This window comes from Microbacterium sp. GW823-FHT02G05, assembly GCF_058797175.1.
Map to the genome: position 1 here is coordinate 110,756 of NZ_JBXAJK010000002.1, position 13,276 is coordinate 124,031.

At 64.6% G+C, this 13,276-nt stretch carries 14 protein-coding genes; 7 read left to right on the forward strand and 7 right to left on the reverse strand.

From position 1 onward, the window contains the following. Positions 1–20: 20 nt before the first annotated feature. Both qcrC and ctaE read right to left on the reverse strand, forming a co-directional pair. Positions 21–821, reverse strand: a complete 801-nt coding sequence (qcrC, locus tag AC1REM_RS10445) for a cytochrome bc1 complex diheme cytochrome c subunit (protein ID WP_492514585.1) — start codon at positions 819–821, stop codon at positions 21–23. 20 nt (positions 822–841) lie between these two features. Further along, a complete protein-coding gene (ctaE, locus tag AC1REM_RS10450; RefSeq protein ID WP_271171553.1) occupies positions 842–1,471 on the reverse strand; it encodes an aa3-type cytochrome oxidase subunit III in 630 nt (209 codons plus the stop codon). A gap of 202 nt (positions 1,472–1,673) precedes the next feature. Between ctaE and trpD the strand changes: the two genes are divergently transcribed. Continuing rightward, positions 1,674–2,738: an anthranilate phosphoribosyltransferase gene (gene trpD, locus AC1REM_RS10455; protein WP_492514586.1), complete on the forward strand. Its 1,065-nt coding sequence runs from the start codon at positions 1,674–1,676 to the stop codon at positions 2,736–2,738. 9 nt (positions 2,739–2,747) lie between these two features. Further along, positions 2,748–3,734 (forward strand): PHP domain-containing protein, encoded by a 987-nt coding sequence (locus AC1REM_RS10460; RefSeq protein ID WP_492514587.1) that lies wholly within the window; start codon positions 2,748–2,750, stop codon positions 3,732–3,734. 9 nt (positions 3,735–3,743) lie between these two features. On the opposite strand, the gene AC1REM_RS10465 is transcribed toward AC1REM_RS10460, so the two are convergent. The 3 genes from AC1REM_RS10465 to AC1REM_RS10475 are packed head-to-tail and all read right to left on the reverse strand — an operon-like array spanning position 3,744 to position 6,489. Beyond that, positions 3,744–4,685 (reverse strand): 5'-3' exonuclease, encoded by a 942-nt coding sequence (locus tag AC1REM_RS10465; protein WP_492514588.1) that lies wholly within the window; start codon positions 4,683–4,685, stop codon positions 3,744–3,746. Between the two features lie 47 nt (positions 4,686–4,732). Then, positions 4,733–4,897, reverse strand: a complete 165-nt coding sequence (locus tag AC1REM_RS10470) for a hypothetical protein (protein WP_204939758.1) — start codon at positions 4,895–4,897, stop codon at positions 4,733–4,735. After that, entirely contained in the window at positions 4,894–6,489 is a 1,596-nt protein-coding gene (locus AC1REM_RS10475; protein ID WP_492514589.1) for a sodium-dependent transporter, read from the reverse strand. Before AC1REM_RS10475 ends, AC1REM_RS10470 begins: the two co-directional genes overlap by 4 nt. A 251-nt stretch (positions 6,490–6,740) precedes the next feature. Here AC1REM_RS10475 and rpsA point away from each other — a divergent pair, with 251 nt between their 5' ends. The 3 genes from rpsA to AC1REM_RS10490 all read left to right on the forward strand — a co-directional run bounded on the left by rpsA (position 6,741) and on the right by AC1REM_RS10490 (position 9,699). Next, a complete protein-coding gene (rpsA, locus tag AC1REM_RS10480; RefSeq protein WP_492514590.1) occupies positions 6,741–8,195 on the forward strand; it encodes a 30S ribosomal protein S1 in 1,455 nt (484 codons plus the stop codon). Positions 8,196–8,271: 76 nt separating this feature from the next. Beyond that, positions 8,272–8,883 carry a dephospho-CoA kinase gene (gene coaE / locus AC1REM_RS10485; protein ID WP_492514591.1) on the forward strand — a complete coding sequence of 204 codons (612 nt, stop codon included), beginning with the start codon at positions 8,272–8,274 and terminating at the stop codon, positions 8,881–8,883. A 198-nt stretch (positions 8,884–9,081) separates the two neighbouring features. Beyond that, entirely contained in the window at positions 9,082–9,699 is a 618-nt protein-coding gene (locus tag AC1REM_RS10490; protein ID WP_492514592.1) for a hypothetical protein, read from the forward strand. A gap of 77 nt (positions 9,700–9,776) precedes the next feature. On the opposite strand, the gene AC1REM_RS10495 is transcribed toward AC1REM_RS10490, so the two are convergent. Further along, positions 9,777–10,379 carry a DUF4126 domain-containing protein gene (locus AC1REM_RS10495; protein ID WP_492514593.1) on the reverse strand — a complete coding sequence of 201 codons (603 nt, stop codon included), beginning with the start codon at positions 10,377–10,379 and terminating at the stop codon, positions 9,777–9,779. A 50-nt stretch (positions 10,380–10,429) separates the two neighbouring features. On the opposite strand from AC1REM_RS10495, the gene uvrB reads away from it, so the two are divergent. Beyond that, positions 10,430–12,502: an excinuclease ABC subunit UvrB gene (gene uvrB / locus AC1REM_RS10500; protein WP_492514594.1), complete on the forward strand. Its 2,073-nt coding sequence runs from the start codon at positions 10,430–10,432 to the stop codon at positions 12,500–12,502. Between the two features lie 10 nt (positions 12,503–12,512). Here the strand turns inward: uvrB and AC1REM_RS10505 are convergent, their stop codons facing one another. Beyond that, on the reverse strand, positions 12,513–12,755 hold the full coding sequence (locus AC1REM_RS10505) for a hypothetical protein (RefSeq protein ID WP_492514595.1): 243 nt from the start codon (positions 12,753–12,755) through the stop codon (positions 12,513–12,515). 64 nt (positions 12,756–12,819) lie between these two features. Here AC1REM_RS10505 and AC1REM_RS10510 point away from each other — a divergent pair, with 64 nt between their 5' ends. Then, positions 12,820–13,266 carry a MarR family winged helix-turn-helix transcriptional regulator gene (locus AC1REM_RS10510; RefSeq protein WP_378787809.1) on the forward strand — a complete coding sequence of 149 codons (447 nt, stop codon included), beginning with the start codon at positions 12,820–12,822 and terminating at the stop codon, positions 13,264–13,266. The last annotated feature ends 10 nt before the right edge of the window (positions 13,267–13,276 follow it).

A 13,276-nucleotide genomic window follows, 5' to 3' on the forward strand; every position in this document is an offset into this window, starting at 1 on the left:
TTCCTCTTCGATGTAGTTCGTCAGTTGGACTTCGCGGTGATCCATACGGTCACGGCGATGAGCGCGCCGATACCGAAGATCCAGATGAACAGACCCTCAGACACAGGTCCGAGCGATCCGAGCGTGAAGCCACCGACCTGCACAGCCTGCTGCTGGAACAGGAGTGCCGAGATGATGTCGCGCTTGTCTTCCGGCGAGAGGTTGGTGTCGCTGAAGACGGGCATGTTCTGCGGTCCGGTCGCCATCGCGGCGTACAGGTGCAGTGCGCTGGTGTTGGCGAGCGATGGAGCCCACTTGCCCTCGGTCAGAGCGCCACCAGCTGCGGCGACGTTGTGGCACATCGCGCAGTTGATGCGGAACAGCTCTGCACCGTGTGCGATGTCGCCTTCGCCGTCGAGCAGGCGCTCATCGGGGAAGGAGGGGCCAGGCGCAACCGACTGGACGAAGGCAGCGATCGACTGGATCTGCTCCTCCGTGAACTGCGGTGTCTTCTGCGGAGCCTGCGGTCCACTCATCTGCATGGGCATGCGGCCCGTCGCCAGCTGGAACTCGGTTGCCAGCTCGCCGACGCCGTAGAGGCTCGGGCCGTCGGGCGTTCCCTGCAGGTCGAGTCCGTGACAGGTGGCGCAGTTGGCCTGGAAGAGCTTCTCGCCTTCTTCTGCCGAGACCTGCGCGGTGACGCTGGTCTGCTCGGTCGTTGCGAACGCCGCGGATGCTCCGGCGTACACACCGCCGGTGATCAGGAGGCCTGCTCCAATGAGGGCTGCTGCAGCCAGCGGGCTGCGGCGACCGTTGGAGCGGCGCTTCTTCTCTCGTGCCATCTCGGGGATCAGCTCCACTCTTATTTCAGGAAGTAAATGACGAGGAACAGCACGATCCAGACGACGTCGACGAAGTGCCAGTAGTAGGACACAACGATCGAGGAGGTCGCCTCCTTGTGCGTGAAGTTCTTCACGGCGTAGGCGCGGCCGATCACCAGAAGGAAGGCGATCAGACCACCGGTCACGTGCAGGGCGTGGAAGCCCGTCGTGATGTAGAACGCCGAAGCGTAGGAGTTAGCCGAGATCGGCAGGCCTTCAGCAACCAGCTGTGCGTACTCCCAGACCTGGCCGCTCACGAAGATCGCACCGAGGATGAAGGTGAGCCAGAACCACTCGACCATGCCCCAGCCGAGCCAGCCGCGCTTCTTCAGCGTGTAGGGCTGCAGGCGCTCGGCCGCGAAGACACCCATCTGGCACGTGACCGACGAGAGCACGAGGATGATCGTGTTCACGGTCGCGAAGGGAACGTTGAGGAGCTCCGTGTTCTCGGCCCACATCTCGGGGGAGGTGCTACGAAGCGTGAAGTAGATCGCAAAAAGTCCTGCGAAGAACATCACTTCGCTGCCGAGCCACACAATGGTGCCGACAGCTACCGGGTTGGGCCGCTTGATGGTACTCGCCACCGGGGCATACGTCGCTGAAGTCGTCACCTCACCATTATGGCCGATTCGCGAGCGGGATTCTTGCACCTAGGGGGGCCGTTTCGCTGTTTCATGACTTAGGACAACCTAAGAACTGGCCGAGAATCGCCTGCACATTCGCTATCTGTGTGCCGTGATCTCGCTGTTTGCGAGGTCGTCATCTTCGGGTGCTCGGCGCGGGTGCGATCGCCACCGCCGATAGGATCGCACCATGATGGACGCCGTGACCTGGCCTGATGTGCTCTCCACCTTGCTCGCCCGCCGCGATCTCAGCGTGTACGAGTCGACGTGGGCGATGCGTCAGGTGATGCGCGGGGAGGCGACGCAGGCGCAGTTGGCCGCCTTCCTCATGGGCCTCCGTGCGAAGGGCGAGACGATCGACGAGATCGTCGGCTTCCGCGACGCGATTCTCGAAGCCGCTGTGCCGCTGCCCGTCTCCTCGGATGTGCTCGACATCGTCGGCACCGGAGGTGACCGCATCGGCACTGTTAACGTTTCGACAACGGCCGCGATCATCATCGGTGCCACGGGAATCCCGGTCGTCAAGCACGGCAATCGTGCCGCGAGTTCCGCGTCCGGATCCTCGGATGTTCTGGGTGCGTTGGGGCTGCAGCTCTCCCTTGATCCCGCATCCGTCGCCACGATGCTGGAGCGGGTGGGCATCACCTTCGCGTGGGCTGCGGCATTCCATCCCGGATTCAAGCATGCCGGCGCCGTGCGTGCAGAGTTGGGTGTCCCTACGGTCTTCAACATGCTCGGTCCCCTCTGCAACCCGGCGCGTGCGGAGGCCAACGCCGTCGGTGTGGCTCAGCTCGATCGCGTGCCACTGATCACCGGCGTCTTCCGCACTCGCGGGGCGACGGCACTGGTGTTCCGGGGCGACGACGGTCTCGATGAGCTGACGACGACGGGGCACAGCCGCATTTGGGAGGTCACGCGTGGCGACGTGCACGAGCACGACCTCGACCCTCGAGACCTCGGAATCCCGCTCGCCGAACTCTCAGACCTGATCGGCGGCTCGCCGGAGCACAACGCGAAGATCCTGCGCCGGACACTGGCGGGCGAGTCGGGCCCGGTGCGCAACATCGTGCTGCTGAATGCCGCCGCGGGCATCGTCGCGTACGAGCTGTCGCATGACGCCGCTCAGGCGCAGCGTCCGATCGTGGAACGGCTTGCAGACGCACTCGCTCGAGCCGCTGCGGCGGTCGACGACGGTCGGGCATCCGCCAAGCTCGACCAGTGGATATCGATCTCGCAGGAGCTGGCTCAGGCGTAGTGTTCGTCTATGGAGCCTGCAGACGCGCTGCGTGAGATCGCTCGGCTGCTGGAGCGCGAGCGGGCATCACGCTATCGGGCGAAAGCGTTTCGCACCGCCGCCGACGCTTATGAGGCGCTGCCCGCGGATGCTCAGTGGGATCTCGTCCGGATCGGCGCGGCGCCGGGTATCGGCGCCTCGACGCTGGCGGTGATCCGCGATGTGCTCGCGGGTGAGACGCCGTCGTACCTCCGTGATCTGGAAGGCACGGTGGAACCGGTGAAGCGGTCCGCGCTCACGGCGAAGCTGCGGGGAGATCTGCACGCGCACACGGACTGGTCGGATGGCACGACATCGATCCAGGAGATGGCGGATGCTGCCCGAGCACTCGGCCACGAGTACCTCGCGATCACGGATCACTCGCCCCGGCTGCGCGTCGCGCGCGGTCTTACGGCAGAACGGCTGCAGGCCCAGATGCCGATCGTGCGCGCGGCGGGCGGGGACGGATTGCATATGCTCGCGGGGATCGAAGTCGACATCCTGGACGACGGCGCGCTCGACCAGGAGGATTCGCTCCTTGCTGAGCTCGACATCGTCGTGGCATCCGCGCATTCGAAGCTGAGAATGCCGTCCGGACCCATGACGAAGCGATTCGTCGCGGCGGTCGCCAACCCGCGCGTGAACGTTCTGGGACATGTCACCGGTCAGCTCGTGCAGGGCGAGCGCGGCACGCGTCCGCGCTCGGAGTTCGACGCTCGTGCCGTCTTCGAGGCATGCGCAGAGCATGGCGTCGCTGTGGAGATCAACTCTCGCCCGGAGCGCACCGATCCGCCGGACGAGCTCGTGGCGCTGGCGATGGAGATCGGATGCCTGTTCTCCATCGATTCCGATGCGCATGCCCCCGGCCAGCTGTCGCTGCTCGATCACGGCGCCGAGCGTGCCGAACGGCTCGGGGTGCCGGCCGAGCGCATCGTCACGACATGGGGGCTTGAGCGGCTGCGACGCTGGGCCGGGTGATCGCCGGGACTATCGGTTGTCGAGCTGCGCGAGCGCTGCGATTGCCCGCGCCATCGAACCGCCGAGGTTCTGTGCAGTGGCAAGCTGCTCCGCCGCATCCGCTTCCTGGGGGTCGAGGGGGCGAAGGAGGCGCTTCGGATCGGTGATCGGCAGATTGCGAGCCACTTCGACGACGGTCGGCGCGACATCGAGATAGGCGGATGCGGCAAGGATCTTGCTCTGAAGACCTGCGGACATCCCTTCGCCTGCAGCCGCTGCGGCGCGGATGCCATCGAGTGTGCCGTGCGCGGCGAGAAGTGTCGCTGCAGTCTTCTCGCCGACACCGGCGACGCCGGGAAGGCCGTCGGAGGCATCTCCGCGCAAAGTCGCGAAGTCCGCGTACTGCGATGGCAGCACACCGTACTTCGAGACCACGGTCTGCTCTGTCACGATCTCGAGGTTGCTCATGCCGCGCGCGGTGTAGATCACGCGCACGCCTCGTGCATCGTCGACGAGCTGGAACAGATCGCGATCCCCGGTGACGACGTCGACGGGAATCGCAGACTGCGTTGCCAGAGTGCCGATCACATCGTCGGCCTCGTGCTCCGCGGCGCCGATGATCGGGATGCCGAGAGCTCCGAGCGCCTGGCGAATCAGCGGGATCTGCGCTTCCAGGGGGTCGGGGACCTCTTCGACATCGGGGCCCGTGATTACGACCTCGACGACGCGGTGCGCCTTGTAGCTCGGGATGAGGTCGACGCGCCATTGCGGGCGCCAGTCGTCATCCCAGCACGCGATCAGGTGCGTCGGCTCGTAGGTCGTGGTGAGTTTCGCGATCATGTCGAGCAGGCCGCGGACAGCGTTGACCGACGTGCCGTCGGGCGCCTTGACCTTGTCGGGCACCCCGTAGAACGCCCGGAAGTACAGGCTTGCCGTGTCGAGCAGCATCAGGCGAGGTTCACGTTCGGTCATGAGGTCAGTCTCTCAGCCCCCGCCGACATTCGGTGAGTACCTGGAGGTCACGTGTCGTGATGGACGAGCTCGTCCTCACGTCCGTCGTCGTAGCCGCCGAAGGGATAGATGTCTACTTCTGGGCGACGAGCGAGAAACACCGCGCTGGCGATCAGTCCACCCCACAGCAGGGTGATGGATCCGCAGAGCACGGCGATGGCGATGGGCGTCATCGCTTCACCTCCGATCGTGGGCGGGGCCGTTCGGATGGCTCGTAGGGCGGCCAGGCGCGGAAATCATCCGGCGATTGACGCCACGGAGTGAGTGTCAGGACGATGGCGAGCACGACGATGAGCGCGATCGTGCCCCATCCGAAGATCAGGAGATACCACGCCGGCATGCCGCCGTAGCCATCCGTCACGAGCGTCACGATCTGAGTGATGAGCATGTAGCCGAGCACGACCGGCGCAAGCACCGTCACAAGGGTCTGCCAGATCGCACCCACGCGGAATGTCGAGACCGCACTCAGGTGCGCGCGCAACTCGCCGCCCCGACGCAGGACCCACAGCACCAGAACGGTCATGAGCACGGCCGACGAGACGATCCCGATGTTGTTCGCCCAGTTGTCGGTGACGTCGAGCGCGAGGAGGCCGGTCGTTGTCGAGAAGACCAAGGTCGACAGGATCGCGCAGACGATTCCGACGCCGACCGCGGTGCCGCGCACCGAGAAGCCGAACTTCTCCTGGATCGCCGCGGAGACGACCTGCAGAAGCGAGATCAGCGAGGTGAAGCCGGCGAGGGTGAGGGAACCGAAGAACAGTGCGCCGAAGATCGGGCCGCCCGGCATCTGCGAGACGATCGCGGGGAAGGTGATGAACGAGAGGCCGACACCGGTGAGTCCTTCCAGCTCCGAGATTGCCGTTCCCTGTTGGAACGCCATGAAGCCGAGCGTGGCGAAGACGCCGATGCCGGCGAGGAGTTCGAACGAGGAGTTGCCGAACGCGACGACGAGGCCCGGAGCGGTGAGGTTGCCCCGACGACGCCGGTAGGAGGAGTACGTCACCATGATGCCGAAGGCGATCGACAGCGAGAAGAAGATCTGGCTGTAGGCCGCGATCCACACGGCAGGATCCGCCAGGGCGTTCCAGTCGGGTGTGAAGAAGGCATTGAGGCCTTCGGCGGCGCCGTCGAGGAAGAGCGCCCGCACGACCAGGATCAGGAACGCGACGACGAGAAGCGGGAGGAAGACGAGGTTCGCACGCTCCAAGCCCTTTGCCACACCCGCGCCCAGCACAGTGATCGCCGCAACCCAGACCAGGAGCAGGGGGATGAGCACCCCGGGGACGAACTCGAGGCTGAACCCGGGTTGGCTCACTTGGAGGTAGTCCGTCGTGAAGAAGCCTGCGGGGTCATCGCCCCAGCGCAGGTCGAACGAGAAGACGAAGTAGCTCAGCGCCCACGCGATCACGGCGGTGTAATACAGCGTGATCACGAAGGCGATCGCAACCTGGAACCATCCGAGCGATTCCATGCCGGATTTGCCACGCCGCGCCATGCGTCGGAACGCCTGCGGCGGAGCTCCGCGGAACCGATGGCCGATCGCATAGTCGAGGAACAGGATCGGGATGCCTGCGGTCACGAGCGCGATGAGATACGGGATGAGGAACGCACCGCCGCCGTTCTCGTACGCGACACCGGGAAAGCGCCAGATGTTGCCCAGCCCGACCGCGGAGCCGATCGCCGCGAAGATGAAGCCGACCTGTCCGGTCCACGCCTCGCGGGGCGGGGCCGATGTCCCGCTTCTCAGACCTCCGGGATTCGTCATTGAGCCTCCTTGCGCTGGCGTGTGCGGCCACGCTACCAGCGTGCAGCGGGAGAGGACAGGGATGGGATGAGGGACGGGATCCGATTCCGCACGCATGGTGTTGCCTCGATCTGATAACCTGAACTGTCACCCGTGGAAGATCTGCTTCCGCATGCGTGGCACGCAATCCACAATCACCTCGCTTCATCGCGATCAGGCGCGCAGGCGCCGCGATGCGGCCCGACTATCCATCAACAAGGACAACCCACTACATGACTACCGCAACGACCGCCCCGGCCACCAAGCAGGTCGCCATCAACGACATCGGATCTGCTGAGGACTTCCTGGCCGCGGTCGAACTGACTATCAAGTCTTTCAACGACGGCGACATCATCGAGGGCACGATCGTCAAGATCGACCGCGACGAGGTTCTGCTCGACGTCGGATTCAAGACCGAGGGTGTCATCCCCTCGCGCGAGCTCTCCATCAAGCACGACGTCGACCCCAACGAGGTCGTCGCTGTCGGTGACCTGGTCGAGGCCCTCGTTCTCCAGAAGGAGGACAAGGAAGGCCGCCTCATCCTGTCCAAGAAGCGTGCGCAGTACGAGCGTGCGTGGGGCGATGTGGAGAAGATCAAGGAGAACGACGGAGTCGTCACCGGTCAGGTGATCGAGGTCGTCAAGGGTGGTCTCATCGTTGACATCGGCCTTCGTGGCTTCCTCCCGGCATCGCTCATCGAGCTGCGCCGTGTCCGCGACCTCACGCCCTACCTGGGTCAGGAGATCGAGGCGAAGATCCTCGAGCTCGACAAGAACCGCAACAACGTCGTTCTCAGCCGCCGTGCGCTGCTCGAGCAGACGCAGTCGGAGTCGCGCACCACGTTCCTCAACAACCTGCACAAGGGTCAGGTTCGCAAGGGTGTCGTGTCGTCGATCGTCAACTTCGGTGCGTTCGTCGACCTCGGTGGTGTGGACGGTCTCGTTCACGTTTCCGAGCTGTCGTGGAAGCACATCGAGCACGCGTCCGAGGTCGTCGAGGTTGGCCAGGAGGTCACCGTCGAGATCCTTGAGGTCGACCTTGACCGCGAGCGCGTCTCGCTGTCGCTGAAGGCGACCCAGGAAGACCCGTGGCAGGTCTTCGCGCGTACCCACGCCATCGGCCAGGTCACGCCCGGTAAGGTCACCAAGCTTGTTCCGTTCGGTGCGTTCGTCCGCGTTGCAGACGGCATCGAGGGCCTCGTGCACATCTCCGAGCTCTCGGCCAAGCACGTCGAGCTCGCAGAGCAGGTTGTCTCGGTCGGTGAAGAGGTCTTCGTCAAGGTCATCGACATCGACCTCGAGCGTCGTCGCATCTCGCTGTCGCTGAAGCAGGCCAACGAGTCGGTCGACCCCAACGGCACCGAGTTCGACCCGGCTCTGTACGGCATGCTCGCCGAGTATGACGAGAACGGCGAGTACAAGTACCCCGAGGGCTTCGACGCCGAGACGGGTGCCTGGAAGGACGGCTTCGACGCTCAGCGCGAGGCATGGGAGCAGGAGTACGCTGCAGCCCAGGCTCGCTGGGAGGCCCACAAGGCTGCTGTCGCCAAGGCCGCCGAGGCTGAGGCAGAGGCGGGCGACGACTTCGGTGGTCAGTCCTTCTCGAGCGAGTCGGCTGGCGCCGGCACGCTGGCAGACGACGAGGCTCTCGCGGCTCTCCGCGAGAAGCTCTCGGGTGGCAACGCCTAAGCAACGGCTGTAGAGAAGCGGGCCATCACCTTCGGGTGGTGGCCCGCTTTCGTGTGTCGTCTGGAAGGATTGATGCATGCCTCTCATCGCGCTCACGGGTGGAATCGCGTCCGGAAAATCGACGATCGCTCGACGCTTTGGCGACCACGGTGCCGTTGTCGTGGATGCGGATCAAATCGTGCGTGAGGTCCAGACGGTCGGGTCGTCGGTGCTGGCGCAGATCGCCGAGACGTTCGGGGAAGATGTCCTCCATGAGGATGGCTCGCTCGACCGTGCGGCCCTCGGCGCGCGGGTGTTCGGTGACGCGGAGGCGCTGCAGCGTCTGAACCGCATCGTCCATCCCGCCGTGCGTGCGGAGTCGCAGCGTCAGTTCGATGCCGCTTTTGCGGCGGATCCCCTCGCGGTCGTCGTGTACGACGTTCCCCTCTTGAAGGAAGCGCGGTCGGAGGATCCGTGGGATCTGATCATCGTCGCGGACGCACCGGCGGCGGTGCGGGCACGGCGCCTGGTCGAACTCCGTGGAATGACGGTGGATGATGCGCAGGCGCGGATATCAGCGCAGGTGTCCGACGCCGAGCGGCGTGCGATCGCGGATGTGGTGATCGATACCGCGGGTGACGTCCACCACACCGAGCAACAGGTAGACGCGCTGTGGGAGCGCATCGCGGGCGATTTGGGGCAACTCTGAGTATCGCGCCACACCCGTGTGGCGCGATTTGTTTTGACGCCTGACTTTTTGCTATCCTGGAAGGTAGGGGAGCGCCACAATAGGGGTCGGCGCACATTTACTTCCCGCCCGCATGCCGCGGGTGCGGTCTCATTGGGGAACGTGCTTTCGCGCGCATCGGGCTCATACTCATGCAGTATCTACCCGAATGGATGCTTGATGGACGTCAATAAGAGCGCCGGTTTGTCGCGCCGTACGATCGTGAAGGGCGCGGCTTGGTCCGTGCCTGTCATCGCCGCAGCTGTGGCTGTACCCATGGCGGCGGCGAGCACGCCGCAGGCGGAGCTGAACTTCTTCCTGACCGCAGGCGAAGTGATCGGATCAGCGGGTGCGGCCGACGGCCAGATCCGCAGCAACGGCGTGCGGATTTCGCCGGCGAACCCGGCTGAGCCGAAGGTCGTCGCCGCAGGGACTGTCTTCACGATCACGATCGAGTACCACGGGACGAACCCGGGCATCGACTTCACCGATCCGCTGTACGGCCTCGCCTATAACAAGGGGCAGTGCGCCGCATGGAGTGGTATCGACGTGCAGAAGAACCGCATCGTTCTCACGGCCGTGACAACCTCGCCGACGTCAGAGCCGACAATCGGATCCTTCGCGTGGTTCCTGCGGCAGCGGCCGGAAGACAACTCGATCACCTTCACCGGTACCGCCGTGATCGCCGCTGGTGGAGACTTCCCTGATGGCGGCACGCTCGTGAACCTCATGGTCGACCCGAACGCGGGAACCGGCGGACTCTCCGGGCCGACGCCTTCGACCTGGTCGCTGGCCTAGCATCCATCCGGGGTGGTCGCTCTCGCCGTATGCGGCGGAGGGCCACCCTGGGTGTCTGGGCCTGTCACGGATCGCCGTCAGGCCTGCCCCGGCTCCGACTGTTCGGTTCGCTGGCGTCGTCTGCGGCGCGTGATCACGACGATGCCACAGAGGAGGGCTGCGAGGAGGATTCCCGCCACGACGGGCGCGAAGAGCGCTGACAGGCTGAGAGCGAATGCGGCCCCGTCTTCCGCCGAGCTGAGCACCGGTGCGCTCGCCCCGGCAGAGACGGTGTTCGCGCCGACGCGTGCCACTGACTTGGCGATGTTCACAGCGAGCGCGATCAGGATCCCGACGACGATCGGCACCCACGCGTTGTCGATGAAGAGAGCGCTCGGGTCCGTGACGGCCGTCTGGGTGGCAGAACCGGCGCCGAAAGCGATGCCTCCCGCCGCCGGGCGGATGAGGCTTTGAATGATGTCGTTGAGGCTGTCCAGCGCAGGCACTTTGTCTGCCACCACTTCGACGACGAGCAGCAGACCGACGATCCAGAGGGCTGCATCGCTGGAGAGCCAGGACCATCCCGAGGGCAGTGTCACCGAGGGGAGGAGTCTGTCCGCGAGCCCGAGAAGGAAGAGCGGCATCCAGGCGTTGAGGCCCGCGGCAGTGGCCAGGCTCGAACCCACGATGAACTCGATCATCCGACCACTCTAGGTGTCCCGATGTCGGTGGCCCCTCGTAGGCTGGTCATATGCAACCCACGCGCAGTGTTCGACCGTTCGAGGTCATCAGCGAGTACGAGCCGGCGGGTGACCAGCCGCAGGCGATCGCAGAGCTGGCGGCGCGCATCAATGCGGGCGAGACCGATGTCGTGCTGCTTGGCGCGACGGGTACCGGCAAGTCGGCGACGACTGCGTGGCTTGTCGAGCAGGTGCAGCGTCCCACGCTCGTGCTCGCCCACAACAAGACGCTCGCCGCTCAACTGGCGAACGAGTTCCGCGAACTCATGCCGAACAACGCCGTCGAGTACTTCGTCTCGTACTACGACTACTACCAGCCTGAGGCCTACGTTCCTCAGACCGACACTTTCATCGAGAAGGACTCGTCGATCAACGCCGAGGTCGAGCGTCTTCGCCACTCCACGACGAACTCGCTTCTGAGCCGACGTGATGTGGTTGTCGTCTCCACGGTCTCCTGCATCTACGGGCTCGGCGCGCCCGAGGAGTACCTGCGTGCGATGGTCGCGCTCCAGGTGGGGGAGCGGTACGACCGTGACGCGCTAATTCGTCAGTTCATCGCAATGCAGTACAACCGCAACGATGTCGACTTCTCTCGCGGCAACTTCCGCGTGCGCGGAGACACGATCGAGATCATCCCGGTGTACGAAGAGCACGCCATTCGGATCGAACTCTTCGGAGATGAGATCGAGGCGCTGTACTCGCTGCACCCTCTCACGGGCGACGTCATCGAGCGTCTTGACGCCGTGCCGATCTTCCCAGCTTCGCACTATGTCGCGGGCACGGATGTGATCCAGCGCTCGATCGGCACGATCGAGAAGGAGCTGGAGGAGCGTCTCGCCGAGTTCGAGCGTCAGGGCAAGCTCCTCGAGGCGCAGCGTCTGCGCATGCGAACGACGTTTGACTTGGAGATGCTGCAGCAGCTGGGCTTCTGCTCCGGCATCGAGAACTATTCGCGGCATATGGACGGGCGCGAAGCGGGGGAGCCGCCGCACACGCTGCTCGACTTCTTCCCCGACGACTTCTTGCTGGTCATCGACGAATCGCATGTGACGGTGCCGCAGATCGGCGCGATGTACGAGGGGGATGCTTCGCGCAAGCGTACCCTCGTCGATCACGGCTTCCGACTCCCGAGCGCCATGGACAACCGTCCTCTGCGCTGGGACGAGTTCAAGAACAAGATCGGTCAGACGGTCTACCTGTCGGCGACACCCGGCAAGTATGAGATGGGCATCGCGGACGGTGTCGTCGAGCAGATCATCCGGCCCACCGGGCTCGTCGATCCGCACATCATCGTCAAGCCTTCCAAGGGGCAGATCGACGATCTTCTGGAGCAGATCCGTCTCCGTGTCGATCGTGATGAGCGCGTACTCGTGACGACCCTGACGAAGAAGATGGCCGAAGAGCTCACCGACTTCCTCGGCGAGCACGGCGTCCGCGTGCGGTATCTGCACTCCGACGTCGACACGCTGCGCCGGGTCGAGCTGCTCACGGAACTGCGTGCCGGCGTCTACGACGTGCTCGTCGGCATCAATCTGCTTCGCGAGGGCCTCGACTTGCCCGAGGTCTCGCTCGTCGCGATTCTGGATGCCGACAAGGAGGGCTTCCTGCGCTCGGGAACGTCGCTCATCCAGACCATCGGTCGCGCCGCGCGAAACGTCTCCGGCGAGGTGCACATGTATGCAGACAAGATGACCGATTCGATGGCAAAGGCGATCGAAGAGACAGAGCGTCGCCGTGAGAAGCAGATCGCGTACAACACCGAGCGCGGTATCGATCCTCAGCCTCTGCGCAAGCGAATCGCGGACATCACAGAAGTCCTGGCGCGCGAGAGCGCGGATACCGCCGACATGCTCGCGAAGAAGGGACGCGCCAACGGCAAGGGCAAGTCGCCTACTCCGAACCTTCGTCGCAGCGGGATCGCCGCAGAGGGTGCGGCGCAGCTCGAGGCCACGATCGCGGATCTCTCTCAGCAGATGCTCTCGGCTGCGGGAGAGCTCAAGTTCGAGCTGGCGGCCCGGTTGCGCGACGAGGTGCAGGATCTGAAGAAGGAGCTGCGTGCCATGGAGAAGGCCGGGCACGCCTGAGCGGAGATCGCTAGCTGGGGCAGTGCATGAGGGGCTTCGGCCCCGATCGGTCGATCGTGTGCTCGGTCATCGGATGCCCGCAGAGTGGGCAGGCGCGCTGCGCGCGCTCGGATGCCGACGGAGGCGGAGTGGCCTCATACGGGCCGACGGAGGCGGGGCCTGCCCAGCGGATGAGAGTGCGATTGAGCCAGCTGTACAGTCCACCAGCCTCACGGATACGGTCACGGAGAGGAACGTGCGAGGAATCGCTCATGGTTGACAGTGTACGCTCATTTTCATTAGTCCACTAATCATTAGCCTGTGTCTATGATGGACGTATGACGAACGCGACGACAGACGACCTGCTCAAGCTGGAGAACCAACTGTGCTTCGCGCTTGTCACTGCCGCGCGGAATGTGGTCTCGATCTACCGCCCGATCCTTGAGCCCTTGGGACTCACGCATCCGCAGTACCTCGTGATGCTCGCGCTCTGGGAGCGTTCGCCTCGTTCGTTGACCGATCTCGCGAACGACCTGGCTCTCGATCCGGCGACAGCCTCACCCCTCGTCAAGCGCCTCGAGGCCGACGGCCGCGTGGTGCGTCAGCGCAGCGGCGAAGACGAGCGACGGCTCGACATCGCTCTCACGGACGACGGCCGTGCACTACGCGCGCAGGCGACACATGTGCCCGGCAAGGTGATGGCTGCTGTGCAGATGAATCTGGAAGAGATCGGTGCGCTGCGGGACGGGATCTCACAGTTCGTAGGGCGCACCACCGAGCGATAGCCGCTTTTTG